We start from the raw sequence: 16,246 nt of genomic DNA on the forward strand, positions 1-16,246 counted from the left end.
CGAGGCGCCCGAGGATCAGATCACGCTCGCGCGCTCCTCATGTTTCCGCGGCGAACCAACATCCAAACGACACGCGTCGAGGAGCTCTTCGAACGCCGTGAGGCTCACTCCGTGACGACGGCCCATGGCCAAGATCTCGCGGCCCATTGCCTCGTTCTGCTCGACGAGCTTGTCGCCGTAGTGGCGCTCGGCGAAGCGCACGGCGCGAGGCGCCAAACGACGGACCAGCTCGAGGGCGAAGGTCAAGCGCGCGGGGGTGACGAAACGAGCGGCGAGCGCAGCCGCGGGCTCCACGGGACCCACGCGGCGGCCGAGCGCCAGGGTTTCGCGGCAGGCGCGGGCGGCGAGCTCCTTCAAGTCCGAGTGGCGCGCGAGGGCAGCGGCGCTGCCAGCCGCCGCGAGCGCCAGCGTCAGCGGGAAGAAGGCGACGGTCGTGGCGGGATTCCTGCGTCGAACGTCTTCCGAAAGTCGCGCGGCGAGGCCCGAGCGCAGTAGCGCGTGGGTGAGGGCGTCGAGCACGAGGGCGTGCTCGGGTCGTTGCTCGACCAGGGTGGGCAACAGGCGGAAGGCGACGTAGCGCACGACGCCTGATTCCAGCAGACCGGCGACGGCGGGCATGGCCACCACGGTGCGCCCTCCGACGAGGCGCTCCAGCCGCTCGAGACTCTCGTCCAGTAGCGGCGTGAGGGAGATCACGGGCACTGGCGGCGAGCTCTGCAGCACCTGGGCGAGCGCCTCGTCGATCTGCTCGGCGCGTACGGCCAAGACGATCGCGGAGGCGTCTACCGGGACGCTGGTGACGAGCTCCGGCTCGGGAAGCTCCCGATAGCGGCGATCGCCATTGAGCCGGAGCAGAGCGAACGGTTCGGTCCGCCCCAAGCGGGACGGTCGCACCACGAAGCTCACGCGCTCGCCGGCGGTCGCGAGATGAACTCCGAAGAGTCTCCCTAGCGCCCCCGCACCAACGACCGCGACGTGCACGTCACTGGAACGCGAAGCGCAGCTCGTGATCGCAGACGCGGAAGACGTCACCCTCGTTGATCACTTTTCGCTGCACGCGCTGGCCGTTGTACTCGACGCCGTTCGTCGAGCCCATGTCCACGATGTAATATTGGCCGTTCAAGAACTCGATCATCGCGTGCTGGCGCGACACGTTCGGATCCTTGATGGTGAGATCGCTCGATTGCTTGCCACGGCCGATGATGAAGCGGTCCTTGGTGACCGGGAATCGCTCGCCCGCGTAGTAGATGCACAGGGTGGTCCCGCCGTACTGCGGCATGCCGCCCGCCGGAGGAGGTGGCGGAGGCGGCGCCGAGCGAGGCATGGGCGGCGGAGGGGGCCCGCGGTGTCCGCCAGGAGGAGGCGGAGGCGGGACGCTGCGCGCCGGGGGACCCGGGGGGGGCGGTGGCGCGGGTGGTGCCGGCGGCGCGGGGGGCCGCGGTCGAGAACTGGTGACGGGCGGCATGGGCGGCGCCGAGGGGCCGGGCATGGGCGGAGGCGGCGGCCCATGGTGCGATGGGAAGCCCACCCGACCTCCGCCGGGTGGCGGCGGCGGGGGCGGTGCTGCCGAGCGGCTGGGCGCCGGGGGAGGCGGCGTGGGCGCCGTGGAAGGCCCAGGTGGAGGCGGCGGGGGCGGCGGCGGAGGCGCACCGGCGGTGGCCGCGGGAAGCGGGGGAATACCGCCCGCTGAGGGATGCGCCGTGCTGCTGTAGCCCCGCTGGCGAGCGTACTGCTTCATGGCGTCGTTGATCAGATAGTCCACGGAGCACTCGAGCTCCCGCGCCATCTGTTCGAACTTCTGCCACAGCGACTCGCGGCACTGGAAGTTGCGGGGAACCTTCTTGTTCGGGTCGGTCATTTCGAATCTGTGCCGGTCACTTCTTCTTTTCGGAGGAGCGCTTTTCCATGGCCGGCTTGATGCAGTAGCTCACGAAGTCGCCCACGGTGGAGACGTCTTTGACTTCCTGGCTCTTGCCCTCACCCACGGCGCATCGCCACTCGCAGTCCTGAGCGTCTTCCCGACACTCCGGCACGCGCGAGCGGTCGTCGGCGTATTTTTCGACCTTGGAGAGCTGATCTTTGGTGCCCTTCTCGTAGTAGTAGCCCAGGGCAGAGAGGCGCGCGGGGACCGGGTAGTTGCGCGTCGCGTACTTGTCGGCAATCTCTTCGGGCTTCTCTTTGCCCTTGAGATCCGCGAGCAACGCGCCGTAGCGGAGAGGCTCCGTGATGGCCATGTCGCGGACGCTGCCGATCTTGCGCATGAACTCGTTGATGTTGCTGGTGTCGCTCATCTTCAGGACGAGCTCCGCAGCCACCCAACGGATCTTCCAGTTCTCGTTGCTGAACAAGCCGAACAGGTCGTCGACGACGAGCTTGCGCGGCAGCTCACCAACGCGGCGCAGAGCGACGTCTCGGATCGAATCCGGCGTGTCGGAGGCGCTGGCGATCGCGAGCACCGCCTTCACGTGGGCCGGATTGTTCTTGTCCATGTTGCCTTCGAGAGCGGCAAGCGCGGCGGCGCGGCGCTTCTCGGGCTTGGCCTTGTCTTGGGCATAGCCCAAGAGGTAGTCGACGACGGGAGCTCCCCCGACCTTCTTCATCGAGGAGAACACCCGAAGCAGCTCTTCTTCCTGGTAGGCCTCGAGCTGCAGCTTGAACTGTTCCGGCGTGGGGTTGAGCTTGGAGGCCTTGTTGGCCGCCTCCACCCCGGGGGCCTTCTGCTTGACCCAGTGCTCGGAATCGACCTCTTGGGCCACCTTGACCAGGTTTTGGCTGGCCTCGAGCTTCGCCTTGGCGTCACCCAGCTCCGCGATCAGATCGGACATCTTGTCGATCTTCTTCGCGTTCGCGTCGATCTGCGCCGGCAGCTGCGCCACGCCCTGGGCGCCGAGCTCCCGCAGCACCTGCTCCATGCCGTACAGCTGGGAGGACTCGTCCATGCGCACGGCGAAGTCCGTCATGCACCAATCCGTGAGCGCGGCGCGCAGACGCTTTCGGTTCTCTTCCGATTGCACCAGCGAGCCATCCGAGTGCGTCAACAGCGCGAACGCTGCGTCCTTGTAGGGAAAGGACGGATCCGGCGGAGTAGGCTGACCCGCCTGCGCCTTGGGCGGCGGTCGCTTCATCTCCTCTTCGAGGAGCGGGACCATGGCGTCGACGATCTTCTCCCGCTCCGCTGGTTGCAGCGCCTCGAGCGCGCCCACCAGTCCAATCTGGTCGTCGGTGCCCAGAATCCCCACGCGACGTCCGCCGCGCGGCTTCATCTTCACCAACGCCATCGCGGCTTCCACCCGAAGCTCCAGTGGGTACTTGTCGTGCGTGAGCACGGCCACGAGCTTCTTCGGACCTTGCGTGGTGTTGGTCCATCGTTCGATGTCGTCGCCATCGGTGCGGCAGCCCGAAGTGGACAGGGCCGAAATCACCAAAGCCGAACCGACCAGCGCGGCTCCCAGCGTCCGCCGGGCCCCGGTTAGCATCGAGAATCCCTCCGATCTCAGGTGTCGTGACATGCCGTGAGCCCGCCTATTTCGCCCAAACGAGGTCAGCGAGCATACAGCCCAGGTCGAGCCAGACTCAAGCGAACGCCACCCCATGGCTCCGCAGCGGCAAAAATTGGGACATTTCCAATAATTGCGGGATTTTTGCCGAACCTTGGGGCATGATGTAGGTACAGGTAGGTAAATGGGCGCACGTCCCTTCACGCCTCGCCCCGCCGAGGGGCCCGAAGAACCCTCGGCGCCGGCGGCCGATCGACCGAGCATTTCCCCCTCGAAACGAGGGCGGGAAGCCGCCGCGCTGTTGCTTTTCGCGGTCGCGGCCTTCCTGTGCCTGGCCCTGGCCAGCGTCCGCATCGACCCCCACGACCCGAGCATTCACGGTGCCGACTGGGTCGGTCCCGTGGGCAGTGCCATCGCGGGCTTCTTGGTCCAGGGCTTCGGGCTGGTGGCGTGGCTGGCTCCCGTGGAGCTGGTGCTCATGGGAGCCCCGCTCTTCCGCGGCAAGAAGCCCGGCGCCTTCGGCCTGCGGCTGGCCGGGGATCTGGTGGTGGGCATCATCTTGGCTGCGCTGGTGCATGTCTCGCTTCCGAGCGTGCTGGTCAGCGGCCGGGCCAATGCCGGGGGCAACGTCGGACTGCTCTTCGGCGAGCTGATGCGCGGCATGTTCTCCACCGCAGGCTCGTTCCTGGTGGGTAGCACCGTCGTGGGGCTGATCCTGATCGGGCGCAGCAGCTTCTCGTTCATCGCTTGGTGCCAACGCGCCGTCGCGCTGTCGGAGAAGCTCTCGGAGAAGCTTCGAATCCTCTTGTCGCGCATGGGAGCGGCCTGGCTCACGGCGCGGAGCCTGCGCCGCGAAGAGCGCGCCGCCGAAGCCATCGCGCGGCAGCCGGTGATCGACAACCCGAGCGACGAGGCCATCATCGCGCAGCTGGCCGACGACGATGGCGACTGGTTTCCGTTGGACCAGACCGGGACGCCCCCGGTGGCGCTGTCGAGCGCGCTGAGCAAGGTGGCGCACCACGAGCCCACGCCGCCGCCGCCTCCCGAGCCGGAGCCGGAGCCGGAGCCGGAGCCCGAAGACGAGGAGCCCGAGCTCGACGAGATGGTCGTGCAGGCAACGCTCGACGACGACGAAGAAGAAGAAGAAGAAGTCGAGCCCAAGCCAAAGAAGCGGAAGAAGAAGGGACCCGAAGAGCCCACCATCGTCGACACCCTGCCGCACCAGGCCGTGGAGAAGGCGAAGGCGAAGCGCCGACGGGCCGGCTCCTTTGCGCTGCCTACTCCAGATCTGCTCACCCCCGCGGAAGTGAAGCTCGGAGAGATCGATCGCAATCTCATCCTCGAGCACGCCACCCGCTTGGAGAAGACCCTGGCGGACTACGGCGTCACCGCTCGGGTAGAGGAGATCCACCCCGGACCCACCGTCACGACCTACGAAGTGGCACCGGAGGCGGGCACCAAGGTGAGCAAGGTCGCCAACTTGTCCGACGATCTCGCTCTGGGGCTGTCCCGGACGGTGCGCATCATCGCGCCCATCCCGGGCAAGAGCCGCATCGGCTTCGAGCTGCCCAACGACGTGCGTATCCCGGTGAACCTGCGGGAGCTGGTCGAAGACAAGCGCTTTGCCAAGCTCGCCGAGACGGCACCCCTGCCGGTGGTGCTCGGCCGCGACATCGTGGGCGCCCCGTTCTACGCGGATCTCGCCAGCATGCCACACGTGATCGTCGCGGGCGCCACGGGAGCGGGCAAGAGCGTGGGCCTCAACGTGATGCTCTCTAGCCTGTTGTTCTGCCGCACTCCGGACGAGCTCCGGCTCTTGATGGTGGACCCCAAGGTGGTGGAGCTCGCGCCCTTCGATGGCATCCCGCACATGCTGTTGCCGGTCGTCACCGACATGAAGATGGCGGCCACGGCGTTGCGCTGGGCGGTCGACGAAATGGAGCGCCGCTATCAGCTGTTCGCCAACGCGGGCACCAAGAACATCGCCACCTACAACAACTGGGTGAATCGGGTGGCCGCCGGCGAGATCCCTCCGCCGCCTCCGGGGGAGGTGGAAGCGATGTCCCCGGACGGCGCCGTGGTCGCCGTACCGCCCCCCAAGGAGGGCAGCGACGGTGTACAGCTGCCGGGGCGCCTGCCTCACATCGTGATCGTGGTCGACGAGTTCGCCGACCTGATGATGCAGCAGGGCAAGGAAGTGGAGGCCTCGGTCGCGCGCCTGGCGCAAAAGGCCCGCGCTGCCGGCATGCACGTGGTGCTGGCCACGCAGCGGCCGAGCGTCGATGTCATCACCGGCATGATCAAGGCGAACTTCCCCTCGCGCATCGCGTTCCGGGTGGCGCAGAAGGTGGACAGCCGCACCATCCTCGACGAGCAAGGCTCGGAGCTCCTGCTGGGCAAGGGCGACATGCTGGTCAAGCTCAATGGCAGCACCGACACGCGCCGGGTGCAGTGTCCCTTCGTCAGCGAAGAAGAAGTCGCCGCGCTCACCGACCACCTGCGCAAGCAGGGAAGCCCGCAGTACCACGAGGCGATCCTGGCGGCGGCCGAGGAGGACGGCTCCGACCCGGACTCGGACGAGTCGCTCGACGCGCGCTTCGACGAAGCCGTGCGCATCGTGGCCGAGACCCAGCGCTGCTCCACCTCGTGGCTGCAGCGCAAGATGACGATCGGTTACAACCGAGCCGCAAAGATCGTGGAAAGCATGGAACGCCGGGGAATGGTGGGTCCGCCCAACGGAGCACGCGACCGCGAGGTGCTGCTGCCGCCGCCCTCGTGACCTGGGGGATCCGGGGCTTTCTATGATACGAAGACGAGGCCGATGACATCGTTGGGCATTCCGCCTCCGGTCGAAGGCGACGACGACGACGTCGCGTGGGCCCTTCAGACCGCCGCCGTCCAGTGGAAGCGGGGGGCGTACGCCGATGCCATCGTGTGGCTGCGTCGCGCGGTGGACGCCGCCATCCAAATCGGAGCCGCGCCCCGGGCAACGGAGCTGAACGGCATTGCCGCGGCCCTCACCGAGCAGATGCTGCAGGGTGCGTCGGTGGCCCAGGCCCCAGCGCCGGAGGCGGACGACGTGGACTCGTTGCTCGGCGGCATGCCCGCGCCGGCACCGGGTCGCGCCAGCATCGACGTCGAGTTCGACGACGAGGCCGAGACCGAGGTCGGCCAGAAGGCGTCGAACCCCTTCCTGCAGCCGCAGGCCGCCGACGGACCCTGGCGCACCGAGCCGGCGCCCCCGCCGGACCCGCGTCCCACTGCGGAGAGCCTGACCACGATAATGACGGACCCGTTCCCGGATTCGACCATGCAGGTCGACTCCGCCGAGCTGCTCGGTCCTACGTCGTCTCAGCGGCCCATCGACGAGCCGCCGCTGCCCCCCTTCGACCACGTGGACTCTCCGACGGAAGCTGCGCCGCCCGTGAGCGAGCTGCCGCCGGAGCCGCGCCTCGCATCGCCACCCCCGCCGCGCGTCGCGACACCTCCGCCTCCGCCGCCGCGCGTCGCGACGCCTCCGCCCCCACCGCCGCCGGATCTCCGGACCGCCGAGACCGTGGCGGCGCCCGCTACGGACACCGAGGCCGCGCCGCCTCTGGTCGAAGAAGACGCGAAGGTCGGCAATGTCGTCCTGAGCGAGGTGCGCGGTCTGGAGGACCTGCCACCGGAGGCACAGCAGGCATTCGCGGAGTGCGCCCGCATCGAGACCCTGGACATCGACGAAGAGGTCGGGCAGTTCGCGGTCGCGCTGGTGCTGGAGGGCTGGGTCAGCATCATGCCGACCATTGCGGATACGGCCTGCGCCCACGCTTCCTCCGGAGACGTGGTGTTCACCACGGGTACCCTGGCGGACGGCGTCGCCCTGCGAGTGGTCGCGGGAGAGAGCGACAGCCGCGTGGCCGTGTGGGACTCCACGGCGCTGGAAGCCGCCACCGCGGACTGTCCGTGGGTAGCGGACGAGCTCCGCCTCGTCGCCGATCGCCTGCAGGCCCTCGCGGGGGCCGCCATGGGACCGCTCGGCGAGCGCCTCGACGACGCTCTGCGCGAGCAGGTGACCGGGCGCTGCGAGGTGCGCACCTATCTCCCCGGCGAGAGCTTCGTGGACCAGGGCGCGCCGGTTCCCGGCATGCACATCGTGGGGGCCGGCCGCGTCGAGCTCGTGGACGACAGCGGCAAGGTGCTCGAAGAGCTCGGCGCCGGCGAGTTCCTGTTCGCCTCCGAGGTGCTCTCCGCGGGCGCTGCCCACGCCACCGCCCGCGCGGGGGAAGGCGGCGCGCTACTTTTGTTCGCGCCCCGCTTGGTCGCTCACGAGCTGCTCGTCAGCGTGCCCCCGCTGCTAGAGATCTTCGCCTCCTGATGTTGTCGGGGCGCCGCGGAACCTCGCGACGCGCGGCGAACGTCCGAGCGCGACGCTGCTCGGCGCGTCGTCGCGTCCGAGCTCCCACACCAGCGCTTGGTGGCCCTGGGCGCCGGCAAAGCGTAGGCCGAACCAGTGGGCCTTCTTGCTGATCGTGGGGCGGCCGTCGGCGCGGGTCACGGGGAAGCGGATGCGAAACGCGCTCCGCCACGGCGAGGTGTAGGGGAAGTACGTCCGCTCGATGGCGCCCGGTCGCTTGATCGGCTCGATCTCCGTGGGCGCGGTCTCGCTGCCCTGGTCGTCGATCAAGCGCACGATCCACGCCGGGTTCTCCATCGTGAGGTCGTTCCATTTGTAGCGTTGGGCGTAGAGCGCCACGTAGAACTGGTGACTTTGCCGCGTCTCCGCCAGGGAGCGCTGCAGGAGCGCGGTGCGCTGATCGACCGTCAAGCGGTAGTCCTCGGCGTAGCGCACCACGTAGGCCCAGCGAAAGTCCCAGGACTCGTAGGTGGCCGTGACGGTGAGGACGTTGTCGAGCTCGCTCGACACGATCAGATCCTCGCTTCGGGTCCAGCGGTCGAGGACGAGCTCGTAGTCCGTGGGCGCGTACTCCCGGGGGCCTTCGCCGAGGCGCACGCTGGGCGTGGAGCAGGCGCCGGCCAGGAGGGCCAACGCTGGCAGCAGCGACAGAATGCGCATGCCCAAAGCGTAGTCCCTCGCCGCGCGCAGCTCTAGTTTCGGCGACGAAAAGGCGCGATCAGGCCGCCATCGAGGGCTTTCCGCATGGCCTCGTGGCTGCGCGCGTGTCCCGGACGTTCGGCGACGATGCGGCCCACCGGCGGCCCACCGAACAGGTACAAGTCTCCCATCAAGTCGAGGAGCTTGTGGCGCGCCAGCTCGTCGGGCTTCGGTTCCCCGCTCGCCGAGTGCGCTCGGCCGTCGCCGTCCAGCACCAGCACGGCGTGAGGGTCGACGAAGCGCGCTCGACCGCTGGCTCGCAGCGTCTCGGCTTCACTGGCGAAGCCGAAGGTACGAGCGGGCGCGATGCGCTCCAGGAAACGGACGGGGTCGCCGTCGTGCTCGGCGGACTGACGGCCGACTCCCGGGAAGTCGACGATCACCTCCAGCTCCACGCGGTCCGAAGGCGCAAACCGGTAAGCGCTGTCCTCGATCTCGAGGGTCTCCTCTCGCGTGATGCGAAGCTGGGGCTCCGCGCGCGTCGGCGAAAGCGCGCGCACCCCGAGGGCGAGCTCGCGGGCTCCCCCATCCAAGAGCGGTACTTCCCCACCGATTACCTCGATGCGCACGCCGCTCCGCACGTGGAGCCCGGCCAGGGCGGCCAGCAGGTGCTCGACGAGCTCCACGTCCAGGCCGATGCCGGGTGCTTCAACACGGACTCCGCGGTCCGCCCGCACTACTCGAAGCTCCGCGACGGTGGCGCTGCCCCGCGTCGTCGCGAAGGCGACCGGTCCTTGAATGCGGGTCAACACCAGCTCGCAGCGCTGCCCTCCGTGCAGGCCGCGTCCGACGAAGGTGACCTCGTCCATCGCCGCCTTTGGAGGCTCAGTTCCCGCGGATGTCGAACACGCTGATCACGGCGATCAGCGCCAGGAGCATCAGCAGGCCCACCGCGTGCACTTGCGCTTCGACCTTCGCGTTGGGCCGCCGCCGGGTCACGGCCTCGTAGCCCAAGAACATCAAGCGGCCGCCGTCGAGGGCTGGGAAGGGCAGCAGGTTGAAGCCTCCCAGGTAGGCGCTCAAGAGCCCCAGGAGATAGAGGTAGTCCGCCATGCCGCGTTCCGCGGCCTTGCTGGTCTCCTTGACGATGCCCACGGGGCCGGTGACCTCCGGCCGCTCCTTGCCGAGGATGATGCGGCCCAAGCCCACGACCAGGGCTTCCACGACCTTGGCGGGGTGCAACACGGACTCCACGACGGCTTCCTTGAACGTCATGGGCGGCACCATGCTGGTGGGCCGCACGCCGATCTGCCCTTGGCCGTCCTTCGCCTTGGGCTCCGGTGTGACGATCAGCGTCTTCTTCTCGCCATCGCGTTCCACCTCGAAGGTGAGCGGAACGTTGGCCTTGGGCAGCACCGCCTTGGGGATCTGATCCCAGCTCTTTATCTTGGTGCCGTCGATGCTGACGATCTTGTCGCCGCTCTTCATCTCGGCCTTGGCGGCGGCGGTGTTCTCCATCACCTCCACCTTGGTGGTCTCCCCGCCGATCATGAAAGCGCCGAAGAAGAGCACCGAGGCGAACAGATAGTTGGCGAGGGGTCCCGCGAAGATGGCGGAGATGCGGCCGATGAGGGACGCGTTCGCGTAGCTGCCCTCGTCGTCGGGATCGATCTCCTCCAGAGGGTTCATGCCTGCGATTTGCACGTAGGCGAGGAACGGGATCAGTGCGACCTGATAGACCGTCTGGCTCTTCTTGGGCTGGTAGCGCCACAGCGCGGGGCCGAAGCCAATGCTGAACTTTATGACGCGCATTCCGAACGCGCGCGCGGCCAGCAAATGCCCACCCTCGTGGATGACCATCAACAGGGCTAGGCCGAGGATGCCGACGAGGATGCTCACTATGCCTCTTCTATAGCCTCACCCGGCAGCGCTCGCCATCCGCCGCTCCCCTTCCATCACAGGAAGAAGGACGCTCCCACCGAGAAAGTGGGCCATCCGGCACGCATGGTCAGTGCTACCGAGTCGTTGAAGTGAAAACGGCCGCCCGCGTAGAAAACGAAGGGATCCAGCCGCAGTTTGTTGTCCTTGTCGTCTCGGATGTCGAAAGCGAGGCCAGGTTCCCCAAAAACGGACCAATTGCGGGAGAGCCAGAAATTCCATTGCATCACGACCGGGAAGACGAAGCGGTCGTTCTTGTCGCAGACGCGGACGCGGCTGTTGTTGGTATGGCAAACGTCCCCGTAAAACAGCCAATCCGCACCGAAGCCGATGCCGACGGTGTTGTTGATCTTGCTGATGAAGCCGTTGTCGATGATCTCGACGGTGCCGCGGAATCCGGGCCCCCAACCCTGCTGGTTGTCACCCGGGCCGTCGAAGGCGCCGAACAACAGGTGGGGCTCGGCCTCGAAGCTGTAACGGGGATGGGCACCCGGCCGCTTGATCACGGAGGTGTCGGCGGAGGCGGTGCGGGGTAGGGCGACGCAGAGCGCTGCAGCCACCAAGGTGGCCAGCATCAGGCGGAGCGGATTCATCCGCCGCAGTATAGGTCCCCCGCCGTAAGTAGCCATACTGACGAGGCTTTCTGCCTCACAACGCGAAGGAAACCCCGATGCTCACGGCCGGATATCCGACGCGGAGCGTCAGCGCGAGTTGCTCGCTGAAGTGATAGCGGCCGCCGGCGTAGATGGCGGGGCGGGCTCCGGTGGCGTTGCCCAGGTAGAAGCCGCCCCCGGGCTCTCCGAACACCGACCAGTTCCGCGACAGCCAGAAGTTCCATTGCATCACGATGGGAACCCAGATCGCGGTGTTGTCGTTGCCGAAGGCAATCCAGTCGGCACCAAAGCCGATGCCCACGGTGTTGTTGATGCTCTTGACGAAGCCGTTGTCGACCAGCTCCACGGTGCCGCGGAATCCGGGGCCGAAGCCGCTGCCTGCGCGCGTGCCCGGTGGATCGAAGCCGAAGAACATGTGGGGCTCGGCTTCGAAGGTGTAGTCGGGATGGCGCCCCGGTTGCTTGATGACGCTCTGGTCCGCCTGCGCCCCTCGCGCTGCAAGGGAGACGGCAGCAGCGACGAACGCCGCCAGTACCAGGCGAATTCCGCGGGTTCCGAACGCTCGCACGCCTTCGAGTATCGCACGTCTCGCGCTATTGCCCGACCCCCCCGCCACTGCTAGTTTCCGCGCCCCATCATGACTCAGCCGAATTTGCCCGGAGCGGGCGCGCAGCCGACAAACCTCCAGATCAGCGGCGGAGCTGCCATCGTGGCTCCGGTCTCCGCATTTCCCGGGGGCGTCCCCGGCAATGCCCTGGTGGTGTTGCCGCTGAGCGCGCCCACGGACGACATGAAGTCGGCGATGGCCAAAGGGCCCGTCGCGCTCGAGCTGGAAGAGATGTGGAAGCTGCTCGGCTTCAACGGCCCGGCGGTCCAGGTGCAAGACGCGGAGGGGCGGCCCATCGCCATCGGCCTGGAAGATCTGCTTTCGGGTCTCGAGAAGCACTGGCAGGAGAACAAGGAGGACCTCAACCGAGGCCGCCTGTTCGCACAGGAGCTCATGAAGTACGGCCGCGCGGAGCGGGCAGAGAAGGTGCTCGCCAAGGTCGTCGCCGGCGGTGGCGGCGGTGAGGACTGGCTTGGCCTCGGTGTCGCTCAGCTCGCGCAGGAAAAGTGGGACAAGGCGGAGTCGACGCTGAAGGGAGCGCAGAACCTGCTGCCCGACAATCCGTTCCCGTCGCTGCACATCGCCAAGGTGATGCACGGCAAGGGCGACGCCGCCGCCGAGCGCGAAGCGGTGGAGCGGGCCATCACCATCGACCCGAACTGCGTGGACGCCTGGGCGTACCTCTACAACCAGGTGAAAGAGGCCGATAGCGAGGACGCCGCCGTCAAGGCCGTCTCCGAGCTCGCCGAGGCGGAGCCCAACAAGAAGACCGCCGCACCCTTCATCGCGCTGCAGGGCTTCTACGCCGGCGAAGAAGAGACCCGGGACAAGGCCGTCGACTACGCGAAAAAGGCCGTGGATCGCAACCAGAACGACCCCCTGGCGCTGATCTGCCTCAGCGCCTTGTACGGGCAAAAGGGCGATCTCACGAACGTGATCGGCCTGCTCAAGAACCACGAAGCCAAGATGGCCAACGACGTGCGCCTCGCGAACAACTACTTCGAGGCGCTGTTCCAGTCTCGCGATCTGGACAAGGTCACCAAGCTCTTGAACGCACTGGCGGGCTCGCCCAACCGCGAAGTGAAGCAGTTCGCCATCGAGCGCTCACGTGCCGTCGCGCAGTTCCTCCAGCAGCAGCAACAGCAGCTGGCTCGCTGATTCGCCTTTGGCGAATCAGCTCGGGTAATTTTTCTACACCGCTCTGACGGGTGACGCCCCGCGACACTTCCATCGGGAAGAAAGCACGCGCCCGGCCTCGCCGGGTTCTCCCTCGTGTCTCAGTTCAGAAACGTGATCTGATCGTGCCAAAGACTGTCCATGGGATTCCAGCGAACGGGTCCCTGCCCGTTCGCATTCCGTTCGCATTCTGACTCGAGGGCATTGCCGAGCCCGTTCGCGATGTGACTCGAGGGGCGATTGCGAGTCCGTTCGCGACGTGACTCGAGGGGTTGTGGCGAGTCCGTTCGCGATGTGACCCGAAGGGCTGTGGCGTGTCCGTTCGGGACGCACCTGATGGCGGTCGTTGGTGGTGGGTCAGTTGCCGAGGTCGATGAGGCCGCGGAGGCCGACGAAGTAGGCCTGCGTGGCGCGGGCGTCGTAGCCGAAGAACTTCTGGACGTAGCCGAGCTCCACTGAGAGGTGCTCGGTGACGAGGAAGTACGGCAGCACCGCCAGAGCAAAGCGCGCGGCGCGGATGCGGTCGCGGTACTGGGTGGGCGTGGCGCCGGGCTGGGGCAGCACCTGCGGGCTGTAGGCGCGGTCGAAGCGCTCGTCAAAACGCTCGTGCAGATCTCCCTCCATGTAGGGGCCCAGCTTGATGCCGGCCTTCCAGGGTAGGAGCCACTGCCGGGCGTGGAAGTGCAGCAGGTTGGTGAGGGCGACGGCACCGTTCTGCTCGGTGCCGAAAGGCCGCGTACCGAGGCCGAAGTAGAAGTTCGCTTCGTAGCCGAACCAGTTCGTGAGCTCCACGCCGCCCTGCCAGCCCGCGGCAAAGTAGTCCAGCCGAGGGTTCGCGAACTTCTCCTTGTTCATGCCGAACGGTACGGTGCCCTTCAGGTACAGGCCGAAGGCGTAGTCGGCATCGTGGACCAGCGCGGCGGATACGGTGGCGCTCACCAGCGTGCCGTCGTCCTTGGGGTAGAACTCGCACACGCCGCCCCCGAGGTATTTGGCGCCGGCGGTGCACTCGGGGCCGATGGTTCCCAGCGCCGATGAGCCGGCGGGACCGATCTGCCACTTGTCCGGATCGTTCGTGTGCGCCGGCGTGCGGTAGTACGTGGCCTCCAGGCGCGTGGAGAAGAACTGCAACGGCCCGACGTCGCCCCAGGTGTAGCCCACGCCGAGCTTGTACTCGTACCAGTCCTTCGATTTGGTGAAGGACGCCTGGTTCTCGTTCGGCTCGATCTTCCCGCGTTCGGTGGTGACCTGCGCGTTGACGTCCAGCTCCCCGGGACGGCCTCCTACGGGCGTGGACACGAACGCGTGCGCCGCCGTGGTGCCGAGCAGTACCGAAAGACAAACCCCTACTTTGCTCGCTCCCATCCCGTCACCCTACGCGGGCGGCGGCGAGGCGGTTACCTCAATACGGGTTCTTGCTGCGCGGCAGCAGGGCCAGCTTGGTGGCGCGCTTGCCTCGCTTCGGCTTCTTGGCAGCGATGCCGAGGCCCCGCGCGGCGGCGCGCACCAGGTCCTTTTCCCGCGGCGTTGTGGCCTTGGCGCTCGCGGGGGCCGTTTTCACAGCGGGCTCGGCTTCGGCGACCTCCACGCGCTGGGCGACCCGCGCCAGGGCCGGCAGCCTTGCCTCCAGCGGGGAGGGAGGCGCGTTGGCGCTCAGGGCCACGCCCAACGCCAGACCCACGGCGGTGCCCCCCAGCGCACCGCTGGCCGCCACCACCCCCTTGGGCGGCACGCTGCGCGACAAGAACTGCCAGCAGCGAATGCCGAGCGGATAGGTGCGTGGCGGCATGCGCGCCGCCCGAGGGAGCGGCGTGACCCGATCCGGCAAGGGTAGCCGATCCGTCACTCGGCGCCGCCGCGGACTCTGCTCGAGCACGCGCACGACGTGGTCCAACTGCTTGGCGACGTCTTCGGCGCTCTGCGTGCGCGCTTCGCGATCCTTCACCAGGCAGCTCTCCACGACGTCCACGAGCTCGTCGGGAAGCTCTGGCATCAGCACACCCAGCGGGGTGTGCGGCACCGTCATGATGGCGAGCATCAGTGCGTTGTAGTTCTTGGCGTCGAAGGGCGGTTGGCCGCTCAGGGCTTCGTACAGCAGCACGCCCAGGGTCCACACGTCCGTGCGAGCGTCCACCGTGTCCGCACCGCGGGCTTGCTCCGGGCTCATGTAGCCGGGAGAGCCCAAGACGGCGCCGTTGCCGGTGCGCACGCGCACGTCGGCGGGGCTGTCCATCAGCTTGCTCACGCCGAAGTCGAGGATCTTCGGGATCTCGTCGCCGTTCGGCGTGCGAGCCAGGAACACGTTCGCCGGCGAAAGATCGCGGTGCACGATGCCGGCGCGGTGCGCCAGATCCAATGCCCGGGCCACGTGCACCAACATCACGCTCACGGCGAGGGGCGCGAGCCGCCGCTCTCGGTTCAGGCGGTCTTCAAGGCTCTCCCCGTGGAGCAGCTCCATCACGATGAAGGGCTTGCCGGTCTCCGTCTGTCCGACGTCGAACACGTCCACGATGCTGGGATGACGGAGCCGCCCCGTGGTGCGCGCCTCCTGCAGGAAGCGCCCCAGGATTTCCGGGCTCTTGGCGAGCTGCGGCAGGATCAGCTTGATGGCGAAATCCCGCTGCGTGAGGACATTTTGAGCGGCCCACACCTCCGCCATGCCGCCTTCGGCCAGGCGCCGGATCAGGCGGTATTTGCGGGCAATGACGACTCCTGGGTGCACGGGCGAAATTTCATCGGATGCGAGCGCTCGCGGCCAACTTCCGCGCATCGACAAATGCGCCGAGGGGGGAGGTGCACTAAGCTGCCGAGCAATGCGGCACTTCGCCTTGTGGTTCGGCGCACTGGCGTCGTGTGTCTCGTTCGCCTGCTCCGACCACGATCCGGAGATCGGCCACGTGGGTGGAGGGAGCGGCGGCGTGGGCGCCACCGGCGGTGCTTCCGGCGCCGGCGGCAGCAGCGCCACGGGTGGCAGCGCCGGTGCCAGTGGAGCGTCCGGAGCCGGAGGTGCCGCCGGAGCGAGTTGCGCGCCGGATCCCGGCATCCAAGATCCCGTGCTGCCGTGCGATGTCGACGCCGTGCTGGAAGCCAAGTGTCGGCGCTGTCACACGGAGCCACAGGCCAACGGCGCTCCGTTCCCGTTGCTCACGTGGGAAGACACGCAAGGCACCTACGTGGGCAAGCCCATTTACGTACGCATGCAGAACGCGATCGAGACGGGCTTCATGCCCTTCACCGCGCTCACCTTGGATCCGCCGGTCGAAGATCTCACCCAGCAAGAGAAAGACACGCTGCTCGCGTGGCTCGCGGATTGCGCCAAGCCCGTGGACGGCGTGGTCTGTCCTTGAGGCCGCGCGTCCCCTTTGGCAAGGGGTTTGCA

Annotated in this window: 14 protein-coding genes; 4 read left to right on the plus strand and 10 right to left on the minus strand. The window is 67.6% G+C overall.

Translation table 11 applies throughout. The features are described from left to right. Nucleotides 1-15: 15 nt before the first annotated feature. From H6717_22690 to H6717_22700, 3 genes are read right to left on the minus strand one after another with little or no spacing between them, the layout of a single operon-like run. On the minus strand, nucleotides 16-981 hold the full coding sequence (locus tag H6717_22690) for an oxidoreductase (GenBank protein ID MCB9579852.1): 966 nt from the start codon (nucleotides 979-981) through the stop codon (nucleotides 16-18). 1 nt (nucleotide 982) lies between these two features. Continuing rightward, the gene (locus tag H6717_22695; protein MCB9579853.1) at nucleotides 983-1,858 is read right to left on the minus strand and encodes an FHA domain-containing protein; all 876 of its coding nucleotides are present in this window, start codon (nucleotides 1,856-1,858) and stop codon (nucleotides 983-985) included. 16 nt (nucleotides 1,859-1,874) lie between these two features. Next, nucleotides 1,875-3,440, minus strand: coding sequence for a hypothetical protein (locus tag H6717_22700; GenBank protein ID MCB9579854.1), 1,566 nt, complete (start codon nucleotides 3,438-3,440; stop codon nucleotides 1,875-1,877). 241 nt (nucleotides 3,441-3,681) lie between these two features. Here H6717_22700 and H6717_22705 point away from each other — a divergent pair, with 241 nt between their 5' ends. Beyond that, complete coding sequence (locus H6717_22705; protein ID MCB9579855.1) at nucleotides 3,682-6,276, plus strand: DNA translocase FtsK 4TM domain-containing protein; 2,595 nt, start codon at nucleotides 3,682-3,684, stop codon at nucleotides 6,274-6,276. 42 nt (nucleotides 6,277-6,318) lie between these two features. After that, complete coding sequence (locus tag H6717_22710; GenBank protein MCB9579856.1) at nucleotides 6,319-7,854, plus strand: cyclic nucleotide-binding domain-containing protein; 1,536 nt, start codon at nucleotides 6,319-6,321, stop codon at nucleotides 7,852-7,854. Here H6717_22710 and H6717_22715 read toward each other — a convergent pair. From H6717_22715 to H6717_22735, 5 genes are all read right to left on the minus strand, one after another. After that, nucleotides 7,834-8,553: a hypothetical protein gene (locus tag H6717_22715; protein MCB9579857.1), complete on the minus strand. Its 720-nt coding sequence runs from the start codon at nucleotides 8,551-8,553 to the stop codon at nucleotides 7,834-7,836. The two genes, H6717_22710 and H6717_22715, sit on opposite strands and share 21 nt — an antisense overlap. Before the next feature lie 32 nt (nucleotides 8,554-8,585). Next, nucleotides 8,586-9,401 (minus strand): UDP-3-O-acyl-N-acetylglucosamine deacetylase, encoded by an 816-nt coding sequence (locus tag H6717_22720; protein ID MCB9579858.1) that lies wholly within the window; start codon nucleotides 9,399-9,401, stop codon nucleotides 8,586-8,588. Nucleotides 9,402-9,417: 16 nt separating this feature from the next. Continuing rightward, entirely contained in the window at nucleotides 9,418-10,392 is a 975-nt protein-coding gene (locus H6717_22725) for a site-2 protease family protein (GenBank protein MCB9579859.1), read from the minus strand. Between the two features lie 95 nt (nucleotides 10,393-10,487). Beyond that, nucleotides 10,488-11,063, minus strand: coding sequence for a hypothetical protein (locus H6717_22730; GenBank protein ID MCB9579860.1), 576 nt, complete (start codon nucleotides 11,061-11,063; stop codon nucleotides 10,488-10,490). Between the two features lie 55 nt (nucleotides 11,064-11,118). Then, nucleotides 11,119-11,652, minus strand: coding sequence for a hypothetical protein (locus tag H6717_22735; protein ID MCB9579861.1), 534 nt, complete (start codon nucleotides 11,650-11,652; stop codon nucleotides 11,119-11,121). Nucleotides 11,653-11,721: 69 nt separating this feature from the next. Here H6717_22735 and H6717_22740 point away from each other — a divergent pair, with 69 nt between their 5' ends. Further along, nucleotides 11,722-12,849: a hypothetical protein gene (locus H6717_22740; protein ID MCB9579862.1), complete on the plus strand. Its 1,128-nt coding sequence runs from the start codon at nucleotides 11,722-11,724 to the stop codon at nucleotides 12,847-12,849. Nucleotides 12,850-13,224: 375 nt separating this feature from the next. Here the strand turns inward: H6717_22740 and H6717_22745 are convergent, their stop codons facing one another. Next, nucleotides 13,225-14,232 carry a hypothetical protein gene (locus H6717_22745; protein ID MCB9579863.1) on the minus strand — a complete coding sequence of 336 codons (1,008 nt, stop codon included), beginning with the start codon at nucleotides 14,230-14,232 and terminating at the stop codon, nucleotides 13,225-13,227. A gap of 37 nt (nucleotides 14,233-14,269) precedes the next feature. Then, nucleotides 14,270-15,589, minus strand: a complete 1,320-nt coding sequence (locus H6717_22750) for a serine/threonine protein kinase (GenBank protein MCB9579864.1) — start codon at nucleotides 15,587-15,589, stop codon at nucleotides 14,270-14,272. A gap of 91 nt (nucleotides 15,590-15,680) precedes the next feature. On the opposite strand from H6717_22750, the gene H6717_22755 reads away from it, so the two are divergent. Next, nucleotides 15,681-16,214: a hypothetical protein gene (locus tag H6717_22755; GenBank protein ID MCB9579865.1), complete on the plus strand. Its 534-nt coding sequence runs from the start codon at nucleotides 15,681-15,683 to the stop codon at nucleotides 16,212-16,214. The last annotated feature ends 32 nt before the right edge of the window (nucleotides 16,215-16,246 follow it).

The sequence above is a fragment of the Polyangiaceae bacterium genome, assembly GCA_020633235.1.
GTDB lineage: Bacteria > Myxococcota_A > Polyangia > Polyangiales > Polyangiaceae > JACKEA01.

Bases quoted from the DNA above. Each gene is read 5' to 3' on its own strand.
- H6717_22695 (MCB9579853.1), bottom strand. From the start codon at position 1,858: ATGACCGACCCGAACAAGAAGGTTCCCCGCAACTTCCAGTGCCGCGAG.
- H6717_22705 (MCB9579855.1), top strand. From the start codon at position 3,682: ATGGGCGCACGTCCCTTCACGCCTCGCCCCGCCGAGGGGCCCGAAGAA.
- H6717_22710 (MCB9579856.1), top strand. From the start codon at position 6,319: ATGACATCGTTGGGCATTCCGCCTCCGGTCGAAGGCGACGACGACGAC.
- H6717_22715 (MCB9579857.1), bottom strand. From the start codon at position 8,553: ATGCGCATTCTGTCGCTGCTGCCAGCGTTGGCCCTCCTGGCCGGCGCC.
- H6717_22720 (MCB9579858.1), bottom strand. From the start codon at position 9,401: ATGGACGAGGTCACCTTCGTCGGACGCGGCCTGCACGGAGGGCAGCGC.
- H6717_22725 (MCB9579859.1), bottom strand. From the start codon at position 10,392: ATGGTCATCCACGAGGGTGGGCATTTGCTGGCCGCGCGCGCGTTCGGA.
- H6717_22730 (MCB9579860.1), bottom strand. From the start codon at position 11,063: ATGAATCCGCTCCGCCTGATGCTGGCCACCTTGGTGGCTGCAGCGCTC.
- H6717_22740 (MCB9579862.1), top strand. From the start codon at position 11,722: ATGACTCAGCCGAATTTGCCCGGAGCGGGCGCGCAGCCGACAAACCTC.
- H6717_22745 (MCB9579863.1), bottom strand. From the start codon at position 14,232: ATGGGAGCGAGCAAAGTAGGGGTTTGTCTTTCGGTACTGCTCGGCACC.
- H6717_22755 (MCB9579865.1), top strand. From the start codon at position 15,681: ATGCGGCACTTCGCCTTGTGGTTCGGCGCACTGGCGTCGTGTGTCTCG.